The sequence below is a fragment of the Cupriavidus cauae genome (assembly GCF_008632125.1).
Classification (GTDB): Bacteria; Pseudomonadota; Gammaproteobacteria; order Burkholderiales; family Burkholderiaceae; genus Cupriavidus; species Cupriavidus cauae.
In genome coordinates, this window is sequence record NZ_VWRN01000035.1 from 259,030 (window position 1) to 282,225 (window position 23,196).

A 23,196-nucleotide genomic window follows, 5' to 3' on the forward strand; every position below is an offset into this window, starting at 1 on the left:
CTCTTCGGAGCGCAGTCGGGATGGTAGGCAGCGTTGATGACAGTTTTTTGACAGCGGGGTGGATGGCCTTCGGCCCGCGCGGTGCCCTCGGTGGCCTCCGTGCCCTCAGCGTCCTCAGCGCCCTCAGCGTCCTCAGCGGCGGCAGCGGCGGCAGCGGCCGCAACGCGCTCTCAGCGCCGGCAGTGCCCCTCAACGTCCTCAGCGCGCATTGACGTCCCGCTCGATCGCGCGTGCCGTGACCAGCAACTGCGGCAGCAATTGCCGCAGCGTTTCCTCGACCGTCCAGCGCGATGTCGACACCGCGATGTTCACCGCGCCGATCGGCTCGCGCTGCCGGTTCAGGATCGCCTTGGCGATCGAGATATCGCCGATGAAGGACTCCTGATCGTTCAACGCATAGCCGCGCTTGCGCGCGGTCTGCAGGGCCGTGCGCAAGTCGGACAGCTCGGTGCGCGTATGCGGCGTCATCGCGCGGCGCGGCACGCGTGCGAGCAGCCGCATCGCGTCTTCGATGTCCATTTCGGCAAGGATGGCGCGCCCAGCGGCGGAGCAGTGGATCGGCAGACGGGAGCCGACGTGCAGATCGACGCTGACGGCACGAAAGCCCGGAAAGCGCACCACATAGACGATCTCGTCGCCTTCCATCTCCATCAGGTTGACCGTCTCGGCGGTGCGGCGATTCAGGTCTTCCAGATGGGGCAGGGCGCGGTCGCGCAGCGAATCGCTGGACAGCATCGCGTGGCTCAGGTGCAGCACCTTGCCCGATAGCGTAAACGCCCGGGTTTTCGGGTCCTGGCGCAGGTAGCCGAGCGCGGTCAGCGTATGGGTGATGCGCTGCAACGCGCTGCGGCTCAGCGACGCGTGTTGGCAGAGCTCGGTCAGGCCGACCGGGCGGCCGATGTCGGCCAGGCGCTCGAGCACTTCGAAGGCCTTGCCGATCGAGGCGATAAAGAGCGGATTGGCGAAGCGGCTGTCGTTGCCCCGCTCATCGCCTCGCTCATCGCCTCGCTCATTGCTGCGCTGATCGCGATGCCTGCCACCGCCGTTCGCCGCCGCGATCCGGGCTTTCGATCCCCGCACTGCCTTCGCCGTCCCCATTTCCCCATTCTCCCGCGGTGATTCGCCGCAAATATCGCATACCGATATCCGCTATTGCGCCCGCGATAGTGAGCCACTTACATTCGAAGCCGTCAAGACATCCACCCATACACCGATTCCCATGGAACATCAGAACGCGCCGATCCCACCGTCCCGCCCGCCACGCGTTGCCGTGGTGGGAGCCGGCATCGTCGGGTCGGCGATCGCGTACGAACTGCAGAAGCGCGGGGCCGAGGTCACGCTGATCGATCGTGACGAGCCGGGGCAAGCCTGCAGCTACGGCAATTCCGGGGCGATCAGCCCGGGCTCGGTCGCGCCGCTGGCGATGCCGGGCGTGCTCGCCTCGTTGCCGAAGATGCTGCTGGACGAACGCAGTCCGCTGTATCTGCCGTTGTCGTATTTGCCGCGGGCCTTGCCTTGGCTGCTGCGTTTTATCGCGTCGGCGTCGCCGCGTCGCGTCGAGCAAGCGGCCGAGCGGCTGCATGCCATCCACGTCAACGCGGTGCAGCGGCATCGGCAGCTGACGCAGGAGATCGGCGCGCCCGAACTGCTGATGCAGCGCGGGCATCTGCATCTGTACCCCGATGCCGGGGCGCTGGACAAGGACGTCACCTCCTGGCGCATGCGCAAGGCATTCGGCTACGAGTTCGAGACGCTGGACCGCGCCGGCATCGAGGCGCTGGAGCCCAATGTCGGCAAGCGCTATCAGGTCGGCGTCTTTCTGCAGGATCACGCGACCATCGTCAATCCGGGGCGCTATGTGAAGGCCATCGTGCGGGCGTTCGAGCAACGCGGCGGCCAGTGGCGCAGGACCGAGGTTCGCGCGCTGCGGCGCGCGGACTTCGCGGGCCGGCCGCGCTGGTGCGTGGTGGAGGCGGATGGCCGCGAGGACGAATGCTTCGACGAGGTCGTGGTGGCCGCGGGCGCGTGGTCGCGCAAGCTGACGGCGCCGCTGGGGCTCGAAATTCGGCTGGAAAGCCAGCGCGGCTATCACGTGCAGTTTCGCGACGCCGCGCGCGCCGTAACGCGCACGGTGGTGCTGGCGGACCGCAAGGTCTTCGTGACGCCGATGGAGGAGGGACTGCGCGTCGGCGGCACGGTGGAGATCGGCGGGCGGTCGCGGCCGCCCGACATGCGCCGCGCGGCGATGCTGGAGCGCATCGCGCGCGAGACATTCGACGGGCTGGACGATCCGGCGCCGGCCCGCTGGATGGGCCATCGGCCCTGCATGCCGGACTCGGTGCCCATCGTCGGGCCGGCGGATGGCCACCCCGGACTGTGGCTGGCAGTCGGGCACGGCCACCTGGGCGTGACGGACTCGGTCAATACGGCGTATCGGATTGCCGATCGGATGTTGGGAGTCGGGATCGAGGCGGAAGGTCGCTCGGTCCCGGCGTTCCCGGAGACGGGGGATTCAACCGCCGCGCCAGGATCCGTTGCGCCCGCCAAGGCGGCGCAGCGTCTTGATCGCTGAAGCGAACCTTCAGGGCCGGGACCACCGCGCTGAAGGCCGCGTAACGTTCAACCCCAGCGGCGCACGCGGCCGGTGTCGATGTGGATGAAGTTCTCGCTGCGGTAGAAGCCGACGCCGCCGGCCTGCAGCGATACGGCCGCGTCGCGCAGGTCGTCGAGGGCCACGCCGGGCAGGCGGATGTCGATCGCCTTGCCGTCCATATGCAGGCTGTGCTTCGCCACGCCGCCGCCGCGCGTCTTGCGCAGGCGCGAATTGGTATTGGGGCTGCGATAGCCGGAGATGACCTGGAACGGGTTGTCGCTGCCCAGCACCGTGCGCAGCTGGTACAGCACGCCGAACAGCTCCGGATCAATCGTGCCGACGTCGCCCGAATAGTGGTCGCGCAGGAAGCGATTGAGCTTCAGGTGGGCCTGCGGCAGGACCTGTTCGCCCATCGCGTAGACCAGCGACAGATGCTCGCCGGTGTGGGTGTGGTCGAAGGCCAGCGCGCGCGCGCCCGGCACATTGGCCAGCGCCAATTTGGGCGCCAGGGCCGTCAGGCCGGCGCTCAGCGCCAGGCCGCCAGTGCGTTGCAGGAAGCGGCGCCGTGCCGGATCACGTGAATACGTCATGATGTGATGTTCTAGCTCGTTTGGCTCGATGTTGCTTGTCTCAGGAGCTCAGGAGGGTGGGGCGCTGGCCGCGCGGTTGGCCGGCGGCGTGGCCCTGACGGCCGGCGTATGCGAGGCTCGGCGCGCGGCGCGCTGCTGCAGCGCCTGGCCGAGCACTTTATCCTGGCCGTAAATGTCAGCGAGGAAGTATACCCGTCCATCGGCTCTTGCGATGGCCGTGCCATAAGCCAACGTTACCGGCAAGGGATTGACCAGCGAGACGGTGCTGGCCTTGCCGGCGCCCATCGCCTGCCGGATCCGCTCCTCGGTCCATTCCGGCATGTCCTTGAGCACGAACTTCGCAAGCGCGACCGGATCCTCGACCCGGATGCAGCCATGGCTCAGGTCGCGCCGGCCACGCTTGAACAGCTGCGGCGCCGGCGTGTGGTGCAGGTAGATGGCCTGGTTGTTCGGGAACACGAACTTGATGTCGCCGAGCGCATTCAGCGGCCCTGGCCGCTGGCGGATGCGCATCTGCCCGTCCAGCACGGCCTGCATATTGGCCGCGTTCAGCTGCTTGATGACCTCGTTGCCGGCCACGAACTCGAAGCCCTGGCGCTTGAAATAGGCCGGATCGCGCTGCAGCCGCGGAATGATTTCCTTCTGCGCGATCGAGCGCGGCACGTTCCAGTACGGGCTGAACTCGATATAGCGCATGTCCTCCTTGAACAGCGGCGTGCGCGTGTCGAGCGCCTTGCCGACGATCACCTTCATTTCCAGCCGGATATCGAGCTTGCCCTCGTGGAACTCGTAGGCGCGCAGCATGAACTCGGGGATATTGACGACGATCATGCGCGAGCCCTCCGCCAGCGGGGTCCAGCGCAGCCGCTCCATCGTCAGCACGATCTGCCGCACGCGCGCCGACGGCGGCGTATTGAGCTGGGCCAGCGTGGCCGGGCCGATCACGCCGTCCGCTTCGAGGCCGTGACGGCCCTGGAACGCCTTGACCGCGGCCACCAGCGGTCCGGTATAGGTCGCCGGAACCGGTGTGCCCGTGGGCAGATCGCCGAGCGCGGTCAGGCGCTGGGCCATTGCGGCCAGTCCCTCGTAGCTCTTGCCCTCGGTCAGCTTGCCTTCGGGCAGCGCGGGCAGCGGGGTTTTCCAGTGGGGCAGCGTGGCGAGCTGGCGGTAGCGGGCCAGCGCATCGCGCAAGGTGCCATACAGGGGGAACGTCGGCGCGGCTTCGCGGATCGCGGCCGGCAGGCGGTTCGCCGCCAACGCCGCGCGCAGATAGCTGTCCGGGTCGAACGGCTTTTCCTCGGCGATATTGAAGTTCGCATGGACCTTGCGCGGGTCGACGCGGCCGCGGTGCAGATCGGACAGGTAGCGCTGCATCGCCGCGGTCAGGGCGCCATCGAGGCGATCGGCCGCCTCGGGTGCCAGCGCGGGCCCATTGGCGGCCTTGGCGACGGCGTCGCGCAGCATGTTGGCATCGTAGTCCTCGGCATCGAGGCCGTCGGCGGGTGCATTGACCAACGCGGCCACCGCCTGCTGCGCGGCGGGAGTCGGCTTGCCATTGGCTAACCACAGGGGCTGGGCCAGTGCGCCGGTGGCGAAGCTTGCCAGCAGGGCGGCCAGCAGGACCATCGGCAAGGCGGTCAGCGCGCCGGCATACCAGCGCCGGCAGCGGGCGAGCAGAACGGGGAAGGGCGATTGCAGGGCGTGCAGGTGGGACGTTTCGGCAACAGTCATCAGGGATCCGGAATGGCGTACCAGTCCATATGCTAGCCCAGGATGCCGGCAGGCAAGGAATCGTGCACAATGCGCGTTCCCGCTGACGAGGCCGTGCCCGATGAAACGATTGCTGATGATGTTGCCGCTGGTCCTTGCAACCGTCTTTGCGCTGGGTGGCTGCGGCGTGCTTGCCGCCCCCTGTCGGGTCGCCTCCGCGGGCCTGAAGATCGTGCCCGTGATCGGCGATGTCGCCGCGCTGCCGACCGATGCCTGCGCCGAGGTGATCGACTGAGGCTGAGGGGATTGACTGAGGCCGAGGTGGTGATGGGGCCGAGGTGATTGACTGAGGCGGCGGTGACCGACCGAGGCCGAGAGCGAGGTCGCCGCCGATGCCGCAGCCGCAGCGCCCTAGCGGTACGACAGCACCAGCCCCTGGATCAGCTGCGTCCACCCCTCCAGCATCACGAACAGCAGCAGCTTGAATGGCACCGAGATCGTCGTTGGCGCGATCATCGACATCCCCAGCGCCAGCAGGATCGCCGCCACGATCAGGTCGACCACGACGAAGACCAGATAGATGATGAAGCCGATCTGGAACGCGCGCGTCAGCTCCGACAGCGTGAAGCTCGGGATCAGCACCATCATGTCGTCCGGCTGCAGATCGTCGGCGCGGCCCTCGGGCCAGATCCGCTTGGCCGATTGCACGAAGAAGGTGCGGTTGCGCTCCTCGGTATGCTTGATCAGGAATTCCTTCAGCGGCCCGCTGACCGAGTCGTAGACGGTGACCACATCCCCCACGTTGAACGGCGCATTGCTCTGCGCGCGCCGCTCGATCGCGTCGAAGGCATCGGCGCCGATCGGCGCCATGATGTACGCGGTCAGGATGATCGCGATGCCGTTGAGCACCATATTGGGCGGCACCTGCTGCAGCCCCAGCGCGGCGCGCAGCAGCCCGAACACGATCACCAGCTTGGTATAGCTCGTCACCATCAGCGCGACGAACGGCGCAATGCCGAACGCCAGGATGACGGTGAGGATCAGTACCGGGTTGTACAGATTGCCGCTCATGCGTCGCCCGCGGCGAAGCTCGATACGCGCACGCCGAGCCGGTTGCCCACCGCGATCAGCGTGCCGGTGCCGAGGATGCGGCCGCCGGCGACGATGCGTACCTCGCTCTGCTTCAGCGGCTGGGGCAGCTCGAACACATAGCCGGGCCGCACCTCGCGCAGGTCGGCCAGCGCCAGCGAGACATCGCCGACCTCGAAACGCAGCGAGACCTCCAGTTCTTCCAGCCGGTCCAGCGCGGCCGGCGCGGCGTCGGGATGGGGCAGCTCGCGCTGCCCGTTGTTGCGGTCTTCCATGCTGTCTCCGTGAGCCGACGGCGCGGCGGGGGCGCCGGTCGGGCGTTGAATCGTGATGCGGCGACCCTCGGCCAGCGCAGGCCAGCCCAGGCCCGCGGCACCGGTCGTGCAATGGACCGCGAGCGCGCCGCCATGCGTCTGCCAGTGTTCGATGCCGACGATGTCGCCCGGACGGATGTCGCGCATCTCGCCGACCGCGATGGCGGTGGTGCCGATGCGCACGGCGAGCGGCACCTGCAATTGCGCCAGCCACGGCGGCAGCGAGGCGTCGGGCTCGCGTTGCAGCAGCGGTAGCGCGCCGAGGCGCTCGGGCTCGTCCAGTTGCAGGGTGGCGTGCAGCGTCTCGCTGGCGGCCGCGACATGGCGGTCGTTGCCGCCATTGCCTGCATTGCCCGCATCGGCGCCACCGGCTCCATCCCCGACGCGCCGCAGCGTCAGCCCAAAGCACGGCGCGCCAGAGCGGAGGCCGCCGCCGTCCCCGTGCCACGCGAACGGCTGCCGGGCCGTGGCCGCCACCAGGTCGGCGACGGGGGCCAGGGCATCGGCCATCAAGGCTTGACGCAGCAGGGCCGGCAGCGTCTCCGCCGCACCCTCCACGCCGAGCAGGCGGCGTTCGCTCGGCACATCGAACAGCAACTGTCCGCGCGTCTCGCCGAGGGTGAAGGCGTAGGCGTTGGCGCTGACGTTGCCCCCGCCGTTGGCGTAGGCGTTGGTGTTGAGGTTGGCGCCGCCGCTGGACGAGGCCAACCCGCCCGCCGCCAGGCCCCCCTGCGGCTCGAAATACAGCAGCCAGTCGGCGCCGGCCACGCGTACCCGCAGCGGCGCGGTCCGGCACAGCAGGCGATTGGCCAGGGCCGCCACATCCGCCTCGACGTGCGGCAGCTCCGGCGCGGCGTCCAGCTCGCGGATCGCCGCCTCGCCGCTGCCTGGGCGATGCAGCCGCACGCGCGCACGGGCAGGCCCGCGGCGGCCCGCCGACATGGGACCTGCCGACGCAGGAGGTTCGCTGAGCGCAATGGACGTCATGGATGGCAGAGGCATGGCACGGCCCGCCGGCGGCGGCGAGGCCCGCGGCGGTCGCAGCCAGTTGGTGAGGCCGAAACAAGCGAGACCGAAATAAACAAGACGGAAATACGGGAAGAACGATACGGAAGCAGGTGCAGCCCCGTCCACTACGAGCCTTGGTAGTGGGGACTGCGGCCGCCCCGTCCGCAGCCCCGCCGCTACGAATCCTCGGTATTGGTCGCGTGGCGCAGCCGCCATACACTGCGCTCACCGTTCGCCAGGGGTGCGCCGCGGCGGCACGGCCTGCGTGGCGCGTGTGGCCCGCGTGGCCTTCACCCAGGTAGCGCCATCGAGCGCGGACAGTCCGGGCCCGTCCCGGCGAACGGCCGATCGAACCATCGCAGCAGCCCACATACCGCGTCATGGCAAAACTGTCGGGATTCACCAAGGGGATCGGCCCCGCGCCAGGCCTGCAGCAGATGGCTGCGGCGGCCTCGCGCCAGTCCGACATCGCGCTGACGCTGCTGCTGTTCGCGGTGATCGCGCTGTTCGTGCTGCCGCTGCCGACCTTCCTGCTGGACCTGATGCTGACGATCAACCTGGGCATCAGCCTGACCCTGCTGATCGTCGCCACCTATATTCCGTCGCCGCTGTCGCTGTCGACCTTCCCTTCGCTGCTGCTGTTCACCACGCTGCTGCGGCTCTCGCTCAATATCGCGTCGACCAAGCTGATCCTGTTGCACGCCAATGCGGGCCACATCATCGAGACCTTCGGCAGGCTGATCGTCGGCAACAACGTCGTGGTCGGCGGCGTGGTGTTCCTGATCATCGCGATCGTGCAGTTCATCGTGATCGCCAAGGGCTCGGAGCGCGTGGCCGAGGTCGGTGCCCGTTTCGCGCTGGACGCGATGCCCGGCAAGCAGATGAGCATCGACGCCGATGTCCGCGCCGGCACCATCAGCGCCGCGCAGGCGCAGGAGCGGCGCCGCGAGCTGGAGCAGGAATGCCAGCTGCACGGGGCCATGGACGGCGCGATGAAGTTCGTCAAGGGCGATGCGATCGCCGGCGTCGTCATCGCGCTGGTCAATATCCTGGCCGGCATCACGATCGGCACGCTGATGAAGGACATGAGCATCGGCGACGCGCTGCAGCGCTACGCGATCCTCACCATCGGCGATGGCATGGTGTCGCAGATTCCTTCGCTGCTGGTTTCGATCGCCGCCGGCGTCGTCATCACGCGCGTGTCGTCGGACGACAGCGACAGCCGCGCCGCCAACCTCGGCACCGTGATCGGCCGCCAACTGCTGGCGCAGCCGAAGGCGCTGCTGGTGTCGGGCGTCGCCATCGCGGTGTTCCTGGTGGTACCGGGCTTCCCCAAATGGACCTTTGCCACGATGGCGCTCGTGGTGGCGGGGTGCGGCTACTGGCTGATGCGCCGGGGCCAGCGTACCGCCGGCACGGTCACGTGGATCGAGATGCCGGACGACCGCAAGGAAGAAGACGCGCGCTCGGCCGTGGCGCCCGCGCTGGCGCTGGACCTGGACCCGACGCTGCGCGATCGCCTCGACATGCGCCAGTTCGAGCAGCGCATGACGATCGCCAAGAGCCAGGTCGAGTCGGACCTGGGCATGGTCTTTCCGCGCCTGCGGATCGAATACCGCCCGCTGGGCGAGCCCGACGCCTACGCGATCCGCGTGCAGGACGTGGTGGCCTCGCGCGGCGCGCTGCGGCCCGGCATGGAGCTGGTCGAGCCGGGGTCGCGGGCGCTGGTGGACCAGGGCCGCGCGGTGGTCGGCGCGCCGTTCGGGCCGTTCGCCGAGGCGGTCTGGATTCCGCAGGAAAAGCCCGCCGGCCGCGGCGGCCGCGAAACCGCCAGTGATGTGCCCGCGCCCGGCGCACCCCGGACGCTGTCGTGCGAGGAAGTGCTGGCCGTCCACGTCGGCGCCGTGATCAAGCAGCATGCCGCGCCGCTGCTCGGCATCCAGGACGTGCAGGAGATGATGCACGTGGTGCAGGCCGAGGCCCCGGACCTGGTGATGGAACTGGCCCGCGTGGTGCCGCTGCAGCGCGTCACCGAGGTGCTGCGGCGCCTGCTGCAGGAAGACGTGCCGATCCGCAACCTGCGCACGATCTTCGAGAGCCTGGTGACGTGGGCGCCCAAGGAAACCGATGCGATCGCGCTGACCGAGCTGGTCCGCGTCGATCTCGGCCGCCTGATCACCAGCCGCCATGTCGGCGGCGAACGCGCGATCGACGCGGTGCTGTTCGAGCCCGCGCTGGAGCAGCGCGTGCAGGGCGCGATCGAGAAGGCCGCGCGCGGCAACCTGCTGCTGCTGAGTCACGACGTCACGCGCGAGATCCGCGAGCAGCTGCGCCAGCTGCTGGAGAAGGCCAATGCCGCCCGCGTGGTGGTGGTCGTCAGCGTCGACGTGCGGCGCTACATCAAGCGGTTGATCGAGCCGGTCGCGCCGCGCCTGCCGGTGCTGTCCTATCAGGAAGTCGACGAGGACGTGCGCCTGGTGCCGGTCGGCTGGATCCGCAATCCCGAGGTCGAGTAAGCGATGGGCGCCGACACCATTCTCGATATCACGCGCGAGGCGCTGCTGGTGGTGCTGTGGGTGACGCTGCCCGTAGTGCTGATCGGCACCCTGGTAGCGCTGGTGGTGGCAGTGCTGCAGGCGGTCACCCAGATCCAGGACCAGAGCATCGGCACCTCGGCGCGGCTGATCGCGGTGCTGGTGTCGCTGGTGCTGCTGGGCGGCTGGCTCGGCGGCGAGGTGATGCGGTTCTCGCAGCGGGCGATCCAGACGATGCTGACCTTTTTATAACGAAGATTCGACGACAGATTCGCAGGGCAGTTACGCACACTGATGCAGTGGAAAACCGGGGAGGATATGTTGACAAGCGAACGGTTCGGACCTCGATGTCTGGCCATGGCGGGCGCAATGCAAGGCGGTCCGTCGACAGATAAGAAGCCACTAACGCCGCGATATGCGGTCGGTCTGCGCATGGTGGTGGCGCTGGCGCTGCTGCTGGCCCTGTGGTTCGGCGCCATCGCGCCGCTGCACGCCGCCGACCTGAACTGGCCCGGCAAGCCGTTCCAGATCTCGGCCAGCGAGAAGCGCGTGGCCGATTTCCTGCGCGAACTGGCGTCGACGCAGGGCACCACCGCGGTGGTCGATTCGCGCGTGGACGGCACCATCAGCGGCCGCTTCTCCGATTCGCCGCTGTCGATCCTGCGCAGCGTCTGCGCCAGCTATGGCCTGACCTACTACTACGACGGCTCGCTGCTCTATATCGAGCCGGCCGGCGAAGCGCGCAGCGAGGTCATTCCATTCGCGCGCGGGGCGGGGGACCGGTTGCAGGATGCGCTGGAACACATGCAGGTCATCGACTCGCGTTATCCGATCACGATCAACGACGACGACGGCACCGTGATGGTGTCGGGGCCGAAGCGCTATGTCGAGACCGTGCGTTCCGCGGTGCGCGCCTTCGACGACCGCGCCGTCAACGACGACCGCGCCGAGGTGCAGATCTTTCCGCTGAAGTATTCGTGGGCGTCGGACTTCCGCATCAACCGCTCGGGCAAGGACATCACGGTGCCGGGCGTGGTCACGGTGCTGCGCAGCCTGTACGGACGCCAGCGCGCCGGTACCGCCACCACGCCGGTCAGCATGGGCCCGAGCCGCGGCGCCAGCCGCATGGCCGAGCTGCGCAGCGGCGGCGCCAACAACATGACGCTGCCGCAGGCCAATCCGCGCCAGGTGCTGGAGTCGATGGCCGACAGCTCCACCGGCATCGGCCAGCCCGGCTTCGGCAACTGGGGCTTCGGCGGCCTGCCGCAGTTCCAGGCCGACACGCGCCTGAATGCGGTGATCGTGCGCGATGTGCCGGAACGGATGGCGCAGTACCAGCGCCTGATCTCGTCGCTCGACATCAAGCCGCGCCTGATCGAGATCGAGGTCACGATCATGGACATCAGCCAGGAGAACCTGGACAGCCTGGGCGTGGACTGGCGCCTGCATACGCGCCACGTCGACCTGCAGCTCGGCGGTGGCGGCGGTTCGCCGCTGACCTTCGGCAATGCCCGCTCGGAGGGCGGCACCACCGGCAATACCGCCGGCTCGGGCCTGCAGTTCACCGGCGCAATCGGCAACGACGTCACCCGTTATCTGCTGACCCGCGTCAAGGCGCTGGCCGAGCGCGGCCAGGCGAACTTCGTCGCCCGCCCCAAGGTGCTGACGCTCGACAACACCGAGGCCGCGCTGGAGAACATGCGCGAGTTCTATGTGCGCGTCGACGGCTTCCAGGACGCGGGCCTGTTCAACGTGGTGGCCGGTACCGCGGTGCGCGTGACGCCGTTGGTGATCGACGAGCGGGAAGGGCGCGCCGTGATGCTCAGCATCGATATCGCCGACGGCGACCTGTCCGGCGAGACCGTCGACAACATCCCGATCGTGCGGCGCCGCTCGATCACCACGCAGGCGATGGTCGATGAGGGTAAGAGCCTGCTGATCGCCGGCTATACCGTCGAGGAGAAGCTGCGCGCGTCGTCGGGCGTGCCGTTCCTGCAGGACGTGCCGATCATCGGCAACCTGTTCAAGTACCAGGAGAAGCGCCAGGCCAATATGGAGCGCTTCTACCTGCTGACACCGCGTCTGGTGATGCCGGGGATGAGCTGATGGCCGCCGCCTTGCACGTCGAATCGCAAGTCGATCCGCTCGCCGGTTCGCACGGCGAGCCGCGCGCCGATTCGCGCGCCGATTTGCGGGCCGATCGGCCGCACCATGACGCCGGCGTTGGCGGCTGGACGCTGCGGCTGCTGGGCGGCGCCGTCTACGGCCGCGTGATCTCGCTGCGGCGTGGCGCCAATGTGCTGGGCGCCGCCAGCGACGTCGACATCAGCGTGCCAGGCGACGACGTGCAGCCGCGCCATCTGGTGCTGAATGTCGGCGAGCTGGCGGTCTCGGCGGAGCGCATCGGCGAGGCGCAGGTCAAGGTCAACGGCCGCGACACCACGCAGCGCGTGATCGCGCTGGCCGGCGGCGACATCCTGACGGTCGGCTCGCTCGACATGGAGCTGCTGCGCGCCGCGCCGGCGGCGTCAGAGACCACCGACACGCTATTCGCCTGGGCCGAATCGGGCCGCCGCGCCGCGCGCGACGACAGCGACGAGCCGGTGCGCCGGTCCAGCCGCTGGGTGCTGGGCGGCATCGGCGTGCTGGTGGTGGCGCTGCTGATCGGCGCCGGCTGGCTCGCCGCCACGCTGTCGCAAGACGGCGGCTTTGCCCGTACCGCGCAGGTGGACCCCGCCGCGGTGCGCGAGACCGTCGCGGGCTATCCGGAACTGGAGGTGGTGTCGCTGCCCAACGGCGCGGTCACCGTGCGCGGCTTCGTCAATTCGCGGGTGGACCGGCAGCGCATCGCGCAGGCGCTGGCGCCGTTCGGGCGCGGCGTGCAGCAGCAGGTCAGATCGGCCGACGACATCATCGAGCATATCCAGCGCTACGTGGACGAGCCCGGTGTGGGCATCGCCTACCAGGGCAACGGCCGCGTGGTGCTGACCGGCACGGCGGACCCGGTGGCCGGCCGCGACAAGGTCAAGCGCGTGATCGAGGACCTGCACCCGGGCGTGCTGGTGTCCGATCGCATCGACTACCGCGAGACTGCGGACAGCCGCCGGCGCCATCTGCGCGAAGGCCGCTGGGACAACTGGCAGGGCGTGTTTCCCGCGCGCGTGGTCAGCATCACCGATAACGGCGACGGCACGCGCTACGTGCAGCTCGCGAACGGCAGCCGGTATTTCGAAGGGGCGGTGCTGAAGAACGGCGCCGAGATCGAGAAGATCGAAGCGGACGGTCTGGTGCTGAAGGAAGGCAAGGGCGGCGAGCCGCCGCCGCAGCGCTGAGCGCCGCTGGCATTCGCCGTGGTCCCTTGTTTTCTTGAAGTGGCCGCGGCAGATCGGTTCCGCATCGCCGATGCGGAGTGTTTGGCAGTACCACTTGACGAAGGAGATGGAAATGGCTGGTGAAGTCGATCTGAACGCCAAGATGCAGGAAATCCAGCAGAAGGCCCAGGAGTTCTCGGTGAACATCATGGCCCTGCAGGACACGCTGACCCGTCAGAACGCCGTGGTCAGCAGCGAAATGGCGCACAACACCCAGAAGGCCAACCTGGTCCAGGGCGCGATGCAGGACGTCAAGCAGACGTCGAGGACCAACTGACGGCGGCGGGGTCGCGCGCGTCGCCGGACGGCCGCGAGGCCGGTCCGGCGCGCCGCGCACCCTGACCGGCTTGTCTCTCATTTCAGTCCAGGAGAACAGCGATGGATCCCACCGCGATCGCCGCGCAAGGCGCTGCCGCCGAGGCGGCTACCGTGTCCGCGCACCAGCAGGCGCCGCAGGGCAACCAGGCCGCCGATCCGGCCGATGCGCGCACCTTCGCCGAGATGGTGCAGCATGGCGCCGCCGGCGGCACCACGGCCAGCGAGCCGAGCACGTCCTCGCTCGGCGCCGCGATCCGCACCACCTATGTGTCGGCGGGCGAAGAGGCGGCACGCCAGGCCGCGCGGCTCGACGAGATGCGCGAGAGCATGTTCACCGCGATCCAGCAGGGCAGCACCAGCGACGTGGTGTATCAGGCCATGATGCTTCAGACCGAATCGCTCGAGCTGTTCTCGTCGATCCATGTCACGTCGAGCATCGGCAGCGCGGGCACCAACTTGTTCAACAGCCTGCTCAAGAACCAGCAATGACGCCGATCCCTGCGGCTTCGTCCATGCCGGCTGCGCGCCGGCCGCGGCTTGCCAATGTTGCCGGTGTCGGCCGTGTTTGCCGTGTTGCCCGTGCTGCCCCGCTGGCACTGGCCCTGCTGCTGGCCGCCTGCCGCGTCGACCTGTACGCCTCGCTCAACGAGGCCGAAGCGAACCAGATGCTGGCGGTGCTGACCGCCGAGGGCATCGACGCCGACAAGGTGCGCGCCGGCGAGACCGGCTGGAGCGTGCGCGTCGACGAGGCGCAACTGCCGGCTGCGCTCGAAATCCTGCGCAGCGAAGGGCTGCCGGGCGAACGTTTTTCGTCGCTGGGCCAGGTGTTCCAGAAGCAGGGCCTGGTGGCGACGCCGACCGAAGAGCGCATGCGCTACATCTTCGCGCTGTCGCAGGAGCTGTCGGAGACGCTGCGCAATATCGACGGCGTGGTCACGGCGCGGGTGCACGTGGTGATCCCCGCCACCGATCCGCTGTCGGACAAGATCCGGCCGTCTTCCGCGGCGGTCTTCATCAAGCATCGTCCCGATACCGATCTGCGGCTGCTGGTGCCGACGGTCAAGGACATGGTCGCCCACAGCATCGAGGGCGTGACGCACGACAAGGTTTCGCTGTCGCTGGTCGAGGCGCGGCCGTTTACGCCGATCGGGCCGGTCGCCCGCGCGCCCGCCAGCCAGGGCTTTCCGGTGGGCCGCTTCGCCGCGATCGCCGGGGCGGTGATCGCCGCGCTGGCGCTGGCCGGCCTCGGCGTGCTGGCGTGGAAACGCGGCGGCCTGCGCCAGGCGCTGGGCCGCCTGGGGGCACGGTCATCGATGAGGAGCCGTGCCTGATGGCCGCGCTGGCCGCGCCGGGTCTGCCGCATGCCGCGCATGCGTCCTCGCATGTGCGCTCGCTTGCGCTGGCCCGCGCGGTCGCGGATTTCGCGCAGCGTCCGCTCGCGCACCAGCATCCGAGCTGGCTGCCGCGCGAATGGCCGCTGCCGCTGCGCAGCGCTGACCGCTTCGGCGCGGCCGCTGCGCAGGTATTGGCTGGGCCGCTGGCGCTTGGCGGCGGCGACGAGCGTGCGCGCGCGCTGTTGCTGCAAGCCTTGCTCGATGGACGCGGCGACCCGCTGGCGCGTCTGGTGCTGCTCGATCGCAGCGCGCTGCGGCTGCTCGCCATCTGGTGCGGCATGGCCGTGCACAAGCCGGGCTTTGCCAGCGAACGCAGCCGTCTCGCGCAGCAGCTCGACGGCAGGCTGGGGGCGCTGGCCCAGCCGCTGATCGGCACCGTGCCCTACCGGCTGCGGCGCGCCGCGCGGCGCTTCGATCCGCAGGCGGTGGCCTTCATCCTGAAGCGCGTGCCCGACCTGCCGGACCTGCCGATGAATCTCGATCCCATCCGCGCGCGGCCGTCGTCCGCCGCCCGCGTGATGGCCGAACGTGGCTACCGGCTGCTGTGCGGCCTGGTGCAGACGCTGCCGCTGGCGGCGGGCGCGACACAAAGGGGCCCGGCACAAGGGGGCGCGGTACAAGGCGGTGCGGCCCAGGGCGATGTCGCCTCCGCGCTGTTGAACGCGGTACGCCGCAAGTTTCCGCGCCGGCTCGCCGCACTGCCGGTGCCCGCGCTGAGCCGTCCGCAGGCCGCGCAGCTGCGCGAGCTGCTGCTGCTCAATCTGATTCCCGAACGGTTTCCGACATGGCACTGGCTTTTCTGATTACCAGCGAGAACCTGCAGCTGCTGTCCGAGCGCAAGGTCCTCAAGGAGGCGGAGTACGCGGCCCTGATGGACGCGGCCGAGGTCATCGAGGCCGCCCGCCGCGAGGCGCACCGCATCACCACCGACGCGCAGCGTGACGCCGAGCAGCGGCGCCAGCACGGCTACCGCGAGGGGTGGGCCAAGGCGCAGGCCGAACACGCCGCCGCCCAGGTCAGCGCCGCGGCCGAGGCCGAGCGCCAGCTCGGCGCGATGCGGCGGACCATGGCCAATATCGTGATGAAGGCGGTCCAGCAGATCGCCGGCGAGCTCGATCCGGACATCATCCTCGAGGTCGCGCTGCAGCGGATCGACGTGCTGGTCCGCAGCGAGCCCTTCATCACCATCCAGATTCCGCTGGGCCGCGAGCAGGCGGTGCGCAACCTGCTCGACGCGATGGCCGAGACGCTGGACTGGCCGCGCCGCGCCAACGTCGTGGTCGAGCCGAGCCTGGAGCCCGACGCCTGCCGCATCCTGACCCCGTCCGGCACGATGGAGGTGGGGCTGCAGGCCCAGCTCGAAGCCTTTGCGCGCCGTGTGCAGGCGGGTTGATTCCCTGCCCATGCCCGACCGATCGCATCACGCCGCGTCTTTTATTCCCCGACCCATGGCCGACCCGCTCCCCACCTCCGACCTGAAGGCCGCGCTGCAGCACGCCGCGCTCGATCTCGAACGCGCCTTCGACCACTTCACGCCGGTGGCGATGCGCGGGCGCGTCTCGAAGGCGGTCGGCATGCTGATCAATGCGACCGGCATCCAGGCGCATGTCGGCGAGATCTGCCAGCTGGTCACGCCGGGCGAGCCGCCGCTGCTGGCCGAGGTGGTCGGCTTCGAGCAGCAGACCGCGCTGTTGACGCCGCTGGGGCGCACCACCGGTGTGTCGGCGGTGACCGAGGTCGTGCCGCAGATGCATGGCTATCGTTGCCCGGCCGGTGCCGCGCTGCTTGGGCGCGTACTCGATGCGCTGGGCAGCCCGATCGACGGCCGCGGTCCGCTGGTGGGCGTGAGCCAGGTGCCGGTCGAGAACGAGCCGCCCGATCCGCTGACCCGCGCGCTGATCCGCACGCCGCTGCCGACGGGCGTGCGTGCGATCGACGGCCTGCTGACGCTGGGCGAAGGCCAGCGTGTCGGCATCTTCGCGCCGCCGGGCGTAGGCAAGAGCACGCTGCTCGGCATGCTGGCGCGCGGCGCGCAGAGCGATGTCAACGTGGTGGCGCTGGTCGGCGAGCGCGGCCGCGAGGTGCGCGAGTTCATCGAATACAGCCTCGGCGACGCCGGCCTGGCGCGCACGGTGCTGGTGGTCGCCACCTCCGATCGCGCGCCGATGGAGCGCGTCAAGTGCGCGTATACGGCGACCGCGATCGCCGAGCATTTTCGCGACCAGGGCAAGCGCGTGCTGCTGCTGGTCGATTCGCTGACGCGGCTGGCGCGCGCGCAGCGCGAGATTGGCCTGGCCAGCGGCGAGCCGCCGACGCGCCGCAGCTATCCGCCGTCGGTCTTCTCGATGCTGCCGCAATTGCTGGAGCGTGCCGGCACCGCCGCGCGCGGTTCGATCACGGCCGCCTACACTGTGCTGACCGAGGGCGAGGACGACAGCGATCCGATCGCCGAGGAGGTCCGCTCGATCCTCGACGGCCATATCGTGCTGTCGCGCAAGCTGGCCAGCGCCGGCCAGTATCCGGCGATCGACGTGCTGGCCAGCGTCAGCCGCGTGATGCCGCACGTGGTCGAGGACCAGCAGGCCCGCCACGCGGCCCGGCTGCGCGAGCTGCTGGCCAAGTACCGCGAGCTCGAGCTGCTGCTGCAGATCGGCGAGTACCGTCCCGGCGCCGATGCGGTGGCCGACGCCGCGGTGGCGTCGATCGGCCAGATCCGCGCCTTCCTGGCCCAGCCGGCGGGCAGGCTCGACAACTACGAGACCACGCTGCGGACGCTGGAGCGCGCGATCACGCCGCCGGCCCCGGCGGCGATGCCCGCGACGGCGGCCACGGCGACGATGGCCGCTGCAGGGCGCGCCGCCGCTCAGCAGGAGGCCAAACGATGAACGGCCAATCGACCACGGTACCGCTGCGCCAGCTCGAACGCGTGCGCGAACGCCGCCACGACGACGCGCATCGCGAGATGCGGCAGAAGCGCGATGCCTTCCTCGAAGGCATGCGGGCCGCCGAGGCGGCACAGGGCGCGGTACGCGCGGCGCTGTCGGAGCGCGCAGCCTTCCTGCAGCGCCTCCGCGAGAGCGCCGCGCAGGAGGGGGTCGCGATCTCGGGGCTGCTCGATGCCCAGGCGTGGCAGGCGTCGTTCGACGCCCGCATCGCGCGCGCCAACGCCGCGCTGGCGCAGGCGCTGGATATCGCCGGCCAGCGTCGCGCCGAATTCGAGCAGAGCCGTCGGCTGTGGGCCCAGGCGCAGGCTCGCCTGACCGGCACGCGCGAACTGATCGACCGCGAACAGGCCGCGGCACGCGCCGACATCGAGCGCCGCGAGGAAGAGGCCGCCGAGGAGGCCGCGCTGCGGGTCTGGCAGCGGAGCATGGGGGCAGGCATCAAGGCATGATCGATCCGGCGATCTTTTTCCAGTGGGGCCGCGAGACCGTGATGCCCATCCTGATGGTGATGCCGCGGCTGCTGACGGCGTTTACCGTGGTGCCGTTCCTGTCGCACCAGTCGATCCCGGGTGTCGCCCGCAATGGCATCGTGCTGGCGATCGCGCTGTTCGTCTCGCCGGGCGCCCGCGTCGACATCGACGCGGTGGCCGGCGGCCTCTGGCTGCTGCTGATCTTCAAGGAGGCCTTCATCGGCCTGCTGCTGGGCATGGCGTTCGGGCTGTTCTTCGTCGCGCTGCAGATGATCGGCGAGCTGATCGACTTCCAGACCGGGTCGGGCAACGCCACCTTCTTCGATCCGGTGACGCAGCAGGAGGACGGGCCGATGGAGAACCTGCTGTCCCATCTGGGCATCGCGCTGTTTGCCTCGTTCGGCGGCCTGTTCGCGATGACCGGCGTGATCGTTGAATCGTTTGCCTTCTGGCCGGTGATGTCCTTCGGCCCCGATGTGTCGCTGTCGTCGTTCCAGTTCGCCAATATCTATGCGGGCACGATGTTCTCGTGGGTCGTCAAGCTGGCGGCGCCGATCCTGCTGCTGCTGGTGATCGTCGAGTTGGGCTTCGCGCTGATCGCGCGCTTCGTGCCGCAGTTCGACGTGTTCCAGTTCGCGCAGCCGGTCAAGATCACGGTCGCCTTCCTGATGCTGGTGCTGATGCTGTCGGTGATGGTGGACACGCTGCAGGGCTTCCTGCGGCCGGACAACGCGCTGATCGACCTGCTGCGCGGACGCGCGGGCGTCCAGTGAGGCCACGCCATGGCCGATAGCGAAAAGAACCTCGAAGCGACACGGCGCAAGCTCGACGACGCGCGCAAGCGCGGCGAGGTGCCGCGCAGCAGCGACGTCACCTCGGCCTTCGTCTTTCTCGGGGTGCTGATCGCGCTATGGCTGCTCGGCCGCTATTTCGTGCGGCTGTTCCAGGCGCTGTGGCTGAGCGCGATGGGCGCGATCGACCAGCATCTGGCCGACCAGCAGATGCTGGCGCTTGGCGAGGCCGGGGCGCGCTTCCTGCTGATGGGCGTGCTGCCGATCGCGGCGATCGCGCTGGTCTGCGGCATCGTCGGCGCCTTCGTGCAGGTCGGGCCGCTGGTCGCGTTCGAGCAGATCAAGCCGCAACTGGCGCGCCTGAATCCGGCCGAGGGGCTCAAGCGGATGTTCGCCGTGCGCAATCTGGTCAATCTGCTGAAGACGGTGATCAAGATCGCGCTGCTCGGCGGGCTGATCTATGTGCTGGCGCTGCGCGCGATCGAGGACGGCGTACGCACCGGCTATGCGCGGCCGGCGGAGATCCTGCTGCTGATCGCCCATATCCTGCTGATGATGTGCTGCTGGGCCGCGGTGATCTACCTGATCATGGCGGTGATCGACTACGTGCACGAGCGCTACGAGTTCATGAAGCGCCAGCGCATGAGCGTGGAGGAGTACCGGCGCGAGTACAAGGACACGCAGGGCGACCCGATGATCGCCGGACGCCGCCGCGCGGCGTTCTTCGAGGCGGCGTTCTTCGGCGTCGGCGAGCGGGTGCGGGTGTCCACCGCGGTCGTGTATTCCACGCAGTACGCGGTGGCCCTGCGCTACGACGGGCCCGGCACGCTGCCCAAGGTGGTGGCCAAGGGCGGCGGCCAGGTTGCGGCCCGCATCCGCCAGGCCGCGGCCGACTACCTGATCCCGTCGGCCTTCGATTCGGACCTGGCGCAGCGGCTCTATCTGACGGTGCCGCTGGACCGCTTCATCGATCGCTCGCTGTTCGAACGGGTGGCGGACCTGATGCGTTGGGCGAAGGGCGGCTAAGGGCAGAAGGCCCAGGGCGATGAAGGGCGGAGGATGGCTTGCACTCACCGCGCGCCTCGCCATCAGCGCATCAGACCCTCAGCCCCTCAGCCGTCAAGAAACGCCTCTTCCGCGCAATACCGCGCCGCCGTCCGTTCGCGAAGGCCGCCGCCACTGCGCTCCATCCGTTCGGCCCGATCCATCCTTTCCACCGCCGTGGCGATCAAGGTTGGATCCTGCATCGTGGCCGCATGCGCCAGCTGCACGCGATTGCGCACGCCGAAATGGCTGCGCAGCCGGCGCATGTGGTAGTCGACGTTGAAGATCGACATCTCCATGCGGTTGGCGATCTGCTTGTCGGACAGCCCCTGCGCCAGGCAGGCGAGGATGTCGCGCTGGACCTCGGACAGGCCGTCGCGCTGCGTGCCGCCCAGCGCCGGGATATCGGCGTGGCAGGTCAGGAATTCGTGCAGCGCGAAGCCGACCGTCAGCGCCTGGCCGATCACCGGGTCGCCGATCCAGCGGCGGCTTTCGATGCCGGAGGCGAAGCTGATCGCGACGAAGTCGCTGGTGCCCGGCATCGGCAGGTTGAGAAACACGCCGCTGCGGATGCCGGCGTCGCGCAGGTCGTCGAGGAAGCGGCGCAGCCGCAGCGCCTGCGTGCCGCCCGAGGTGCTGCGCTCCAGGTCGCTGACGTCCCACACCAGCGGCAGCCCGTAAGTACCCGGGCGCGGCTGGCGCGGATCGACCTCGTAATAGCGCTCGCGCAGGTAGTAATCGCGCCAGCCCGGATGCGAATAGGTATCGAGGAAGGTGCGCATCTGCACCTGCCCGCCCACGGTGGTGGCGGTGCCATAGCCGAGCCAGTCGAAACCGATCCCCCGGATCGCCGACTGCATCAGCGCGGTGCGCGATTCATGCGAACTTTCGCGCAGCATCGCCTCGACCAGTCCCGGCATGCCGCCCTGGCGCGTGCGCCGCTGGACGGGAACGATATGCCGTTCGCCGAATACCTTGATGCCGTGGGGGCCCACCACGGGCGGCAGGCCACGTGGACCGCGGGCCGACGTGCCGCCGCTTGTGGCGCGCGGCAGGTCGGCACTCAGGGTCCGCGACAGGCTGCTGTCGCGGCCCAGGCCGGCTTCCACTTCTTTTTCCATCGATCGCCTCCGACAAATGCGTATGGCCGCCGCGTTGACGCGGCAGCGTGAAGGCTTGCCTCGGCCCGATCCGCGAGCGACATGGCACTCGCTGGCCCGGCCTTCAGGCGAAGCCCAACATACTGCTGACCCATTCCCGTCGGAAAACCCGGATGGCGCCACGGTGCGGCGTGCCCGGTGTTGTGCCTGCCCTGCGTTGCGCGGCCGCTATCGCTATCGATATCGATGCTGTGGTGGTGCGATACCGTGATGGCGCCATCGCTGGCTGCTGCCATCCGGCGCCGGCCAAATTATTGCAAGGCAAGATGTCACGACATCGAGCGCGCATTCCAACCGTGCGATGCGGGGCCGCATTGCCATCCGCCGCGATGCCCGCGGGCCGCGACGCGGCAAGGCCTGCGGCCGGTTGATGCGATGCGGCGATGATGTTGTATATCCGCCACTTTCCTTAAATCTTGAAGGGTTATCGCCGCCGGCATGGATTGCCTGTTCCCTCATGCTTCGAGCGTCTTGCCGCGCGTTTCCGGCAGCGTCAACGCGGCGATGATCAGCACGCCATAGGCGCCGGCGGCGAACACGCCGATGGTCTGTCCCAGCGGCATGGTCTGGCTGACATGGCCGATCAGGAAGGGGAACAGCGCCCCGATGGCGCGGCCCACGTTGTAGCAGAAGCCCTGGCCGGAGCCGCGCACGCTGGTGGGGAACAGCTCGGTCAGGAACGCGCCCATGCCGGCGAAGATGCCGGAAGCGAAGAAGCCCAGCGGGAAACCGAGGATCAGCATCACCGTGTCGTTGACCGGGATCTGCGTGTAGATCAGCGCGATCGCCATCGAGCACAGTGCGAACAGCATGAAATTGCGCTTGCGGCCGATGCGGTCGGTCAGGTACGCGCTGGTGATATAGCCCAGATACGAGCCGACGATCACCATCGCCAGATAGCCGCCGGTGCCGAGCACGGTGAGTCCGCGCTCGGTTTTCAGGAAGGTCGGCAGCCAAGTCGTGATCGCGTAGTAGCCGCCCTGGGCGCCCGTGGTCAGCAGCGCGGCGCGCAGCGTGATGGTCAGCAGCTTCGGCGAGAAGATCGCGGCGAACGAGGTCTTCTCGGCGGAGGCGGCTTCCCTGGCCTTGTGCTCGGCGTAGACCTCGGGCTCCTTGACCAGCCGCCGCAGGAAGATCACGAACACCGCCGGCAGCAGGCCGATCAGGAACAGCGCGCGCCAGGCGGTTTCCGGCGGCAGGATGCTGAACACCAGCGCATACAGCAGCGCGGACATGCCCCAGCCCAGCGCCCATCCGGCCTGCACCATGCCGACCGCCTTGCCGCGGTCCTGCGAGCGGATCGCCTCGCCCATCAGTACCGCGCCCGCGGTCCATTCGCCGCCGAAGCCGAAGCCCATCAGCGCGCGGGCGATCAGCAGCTGCTCGTAGTTCTGCGCCAGGCCGCACAGGAAGGTGAAGAAGGCAAACCAGACGATGGTCAGCTGCAGCGTACGCACGCGGCCGATGCGATCGGACAGGATGCCGGCGATCCAGCCGCCCGCGGCCGAGGTCAGCAGCGTGGCGGTGCCGATGAAGCCCGCGTCGCCGCGCGTGATGCCCCATGTCGCGATCAGTGTCGGTATGACGAAGCTGAGGAACTGCGTGTCCATCGCGTCGAGCGCGTAGCCGACCTTGCAGCTCCAGAACGTGCGGCGCTCGCCCGGCGTGATATCGCGATACCAGGCAAAGAGGCCGGTCGACGGTCGGCTTTGCTGCTCCCCCTGGATGCTGCCAATCTGCGTTTCCATGCGTTCCTCGTCGTGGTGTCTCGTCGCGGTGCGTCGGTACAGGCTTGATCCGGGCCAGAACGCGTGTCCCCATTTGCAGGCGGATTGCGTGCAAATCGGGCCATCGCGGCAAATCTC

22 protein-coding genes are annotated in these 23,196 nt (G+C 69.0%); 15 read left to right on the plus strand and 7 right to left on the minus strand.

Annotation, left to right across the window (positions count from 1 at the left end):
- Positions 1–198: 198 nt before the first annotated feature.
- The gene (locus F1599_RS14725; protein WP_190286360.1) at positions 199–1,080 is read right to left on the minus strand and encodes an IclR family transcriptional regulator; all 882 of its coding nucleotides are present in this window, start codon (positions 1,078–1,080) and stop codon (positions 199–201) included.
- A 139-nt stretch (positions 1,081–1,219) separates the two neighbouring features.
- Between F1599_RS14725 and F1599_RS14730 the strand changes: the two genes are divergently transcribed.
- A complete protein-coding gene (locus tag F1599_RS14730) occupies positions 1,220–2,572 on the plus strand; it encodes an NAD(P)/FAD-dependent oxidoreductase (RefSeq protein ID WP_150083547.1) in 1,353 nt (450 codons plus the stop codon).
- A 47-nt stretch (positions 2,573–2,619) separates the two neighbouring features.
- On the opposite strand, the gene F1599_RS14735 is transcribed toward F1599_RS14730, so the two are convergent.
- Together F1599_RS14735 and F1599_RS14740 are read right to left on the minus strand one after the other, a co-directional pair.
- Positions 2,620–3,183: a YcbK family protein gene (locus F1599_RS14735; RefSeq protein ID WP_150083548.1), complete on the minus strand. Its 564-nt coding sequence runs from the start codon at positions 3,181–3,183 to the stop codon at positions 2,620–2,622.
- Positions 3,184–3,231: 48 nt separating this feature from the next.
- Positions 3,232–4,809: a L,D-transpeptidase family protein gene (locus F1599_RS14740; protein ID WP_150083583.1), complete on the minus strand. Its 1,578-nt coding sequence runs from the start codon at positions 4,807–4,809 to the stop codon at positions 3,232–3,234.
- Positions 4,810–5,029: 220 nt separating this feature from the next.
- On the opposite strand from F1599_RS14740, the gene F1599_RS25860 reads away from it, so the two are divergent.
- Complete coding sequence (locus tag F1599_RS25860) at positions 5,030–5,188, plus strand: DUF6726 family protein (RefSeq protein WP_265635469.1); 159 nt, start codon at positions 5,030–5,032, stop codon at positions 5,186–5,188.
- 116 nt (positions 5,189–5,304) lie between these two features.
- Here F1599_RS25860 and sctR read toward each other — a convergent pair whose 3' ends face one another.
- Together sctR and sctQ are read right to left on the minus strand one after the other, a co-directional pair.
- Positions 5,305–5,964, minus strand: coding sequence for a type III secretion system export apparatus subunit SctR (sctR, locus tag F1599_RS14745; protein WP_006576043.1), 660 nt, complete (start codon positions 5,962–5,964; stop codon positions 5,305–5,307).
- On the minus strand, positions 5,961–7,202 hold the full coding sequence (gene sctQ, locus F1599_RS14750) for a type III secretion system cytoplasmic ring protein SctQ (protein WP_223819649.1): 1,242 nt from the start codon (positions 7,200–7,202) through the stop codon (positions 5,961–5,963). The genes sctR and sctQ overlap by 4 nt, the downstream gene beginning before the upstream one ends.
- Positions 7,203–7,684: 482 nt before the next feature.
- Between sctQ and sctV the strand changes: the two genes are divergently transcribed.
- From sctV to F1599_RS14815, 13 genes are all read left to right on the plus strand, one after another.
- Positions 7,685–9,820: a type III secretion system export apparatus subunit SctV gene (gene sctV / locus F1599_RS14755; protein ID WP_150083549.1), complete on the plus strand. Its 2,136-nt coding sequence runs from the start codon at positions 7,685–7,687 to the stop codon at positions 9,818–9,820.
- A 3-nt stretch (positions 9,821–9,823) separates the two neighbouring features.
- Complete coding sequence (locus F1599_RS14760) at positions 9,824–10,090, plus strand: EscS/YscS/HrcS family type III secretion system export apparatus protein (RefSeq protein ID WP_149318284.1); 267 nt, start codon at positions 9,824–9,826, stop codon at positions 10,088–10,090.
- Between the two features lie 180 nt (positions 10,091–10,270).
- Complete coding sequence (sctC, locus tag F1599_RS14765; protein ID WP_150083550.1) at positions 10,271–11,944, plus strand: type III secretion system outer membrane ring subunit SctC; 1,674 nt, start codon at positions 10,271–10,273, stop codon at positions 11,942–11,944.
- On the plus strand, positions 11,944–13,170 hold the full coding sequence (locus tag F1599_RS14770) for an FHA domain-containing protein (RefSeq protein ID WP_223819650.1): 1,227 nt from the start codon (positions 11,944–11,946) through the stop codon (positions 13,168–13,170). The genes sctC and F1599_RS14770 overlap by 1 nt, the downstream gene beginning before the upstream one ends.
- Positions 13,171–13,282: 112 nt before the next feature.
- Complete coding sequence (locus tag F1599_RS14775; RefSeq protein WP_006580119.1) at positions 13,283–13,486, plus strand: hypothetical protein; 204 nt, start codon at positions 13,283–13,285, stop codon at positions 13,484–13,486.
- 101 nt (positions 13,487–13,587) lie between these two features.
- Positions 13,588–14,016 carry a hypothetical protein gene (locus tag F1599_RS14780; protein WP_150083551.1) on the plus strand — a complete coding sequence of 143 codons (429 nt, stop codon included), beginning with the start codon at positions 13,588–13,590 and terminating at the stop codon, positions 14,014–14,016.
- Complete coding sequence (gene sctJ / locus F1599_RS14785) at positions 14,013–14,858, plus strand: type III secretion system inner membrane ring lipoprotein SctJ (RefSeq protein WP_223819651.1); 846 nt, start codon at positions 14,013–14,015, stop codon at positions 14,856–14,858. The genes F1599_RS14780 and sctJ overlap by 4 nt, the downstream gene beginning before the upstream one ends.
- Entirely contained in the window at positions 14,858–15,724 is an 867-nt protein-coding gene (locus F1599_RS14790) for a type III secretion system protein SctK (RefSeq protein WP_150083552.1), read from the plus strand. The genes sctJ and F1599_RS14790 overlap by 1 nt, the downstream gene beginning before the upstream one ends.
- Complete coding sequence (gene sctL, locus F1599_RS14795) at positions 15,706–16,314, plus strand: type III secretion system stator protein SctL (RefSeq protein WP_023264256.1); 609 nt, start codon at positions 15,706–15,708, stop codon at positions 16,312–16,314. The genes F1599_RS14790 and sctL overlap by 19 nt, the downstream gene beginning before the upstream one ends.
- Positions 16,315–16,369: 55 nt before the next feature.
- Entirely contained in the window at positions 16,370–17,806 is a 1,437-nt protein-coding gene (locus tag F1599_RS14800; RefSeq protein ID WP_150083553.1) for a FliI/YscN family ATPase, read from the plus strand.
- Positions 17,803–18,315, plus strand: coding sequence for a type III secretion protein HrpD (locus F1599_RS14805; RefSeq protein ID WP_150083554.1), 513 nt, complete (start codon positions 17,803–17,805; stop codon positions 18,313–18,315). Before F1599_RS14800 ends, F1599_RS14805 begins: the two co-directional genes overlap by 4 nt.
- Positions 18,312–19,109, plus strand: a complete 798-nt coding sequence (gene sctT / locus F1599_RS14810; protein ID WP_043439419.1) for a type III secretion system export apparatus subunit SctT — start codon at positions 18,312–18,314, stop codon at positions 19,107–19,109. The genes F1599_RS14805 and sctT overlap by 4 nt, the downstream gene beginning before the upstream one ends.
- A gap of 9 nt (positions 19,110–19,118) precedes the next feature.
- Positions 19,119–20,153, plus strand: coding sequence for an EscU/YscU/HrcU family type III secretion system export apparatus switch protein (locus tag F1599_RS14815; RefSeq protein WP_023264257.1), 1,035 nt, complete (start codon positions 19,119–19,121; stop codon positions 20,151–20,153).
- 86 nt (positions 20,154–20,239) lie between these two features.
- On the opposite strand, the gene F1599_RS14820 is transcribed toward F1599_RS14815, so the two are convergent.
- Both F1599_RS14820 and F1599_RS14825 read right to left on the minus strand, forming a co-directional pair.
- Positions 20,240–21,292 (minus strand): helix-turn-helix transcriptional regulator, encoded by a 1,053-nt coding sequence (locus tag F1599_RS14820; RefSeq protein ID WP_223819652.1) that lies wholly within the window; start codon positions 21,290–21,292, stop codon positions 20,240–20,242.
- 494 nt (positions 21,293–21,786) lie between these two features.
- On the minus strand, positions 21,787–23,079 hold the full coding sequence (locus F1599_RS14825; RefSeq protein WP_149318291.1) for an MFS transporter: 1,293 nt from the start codon (positions 23,077–23,079) through the stop codon (positions 21,787–21,789).
- Positions 23,080–23,196: the final 117 nt, after the last annotated feature.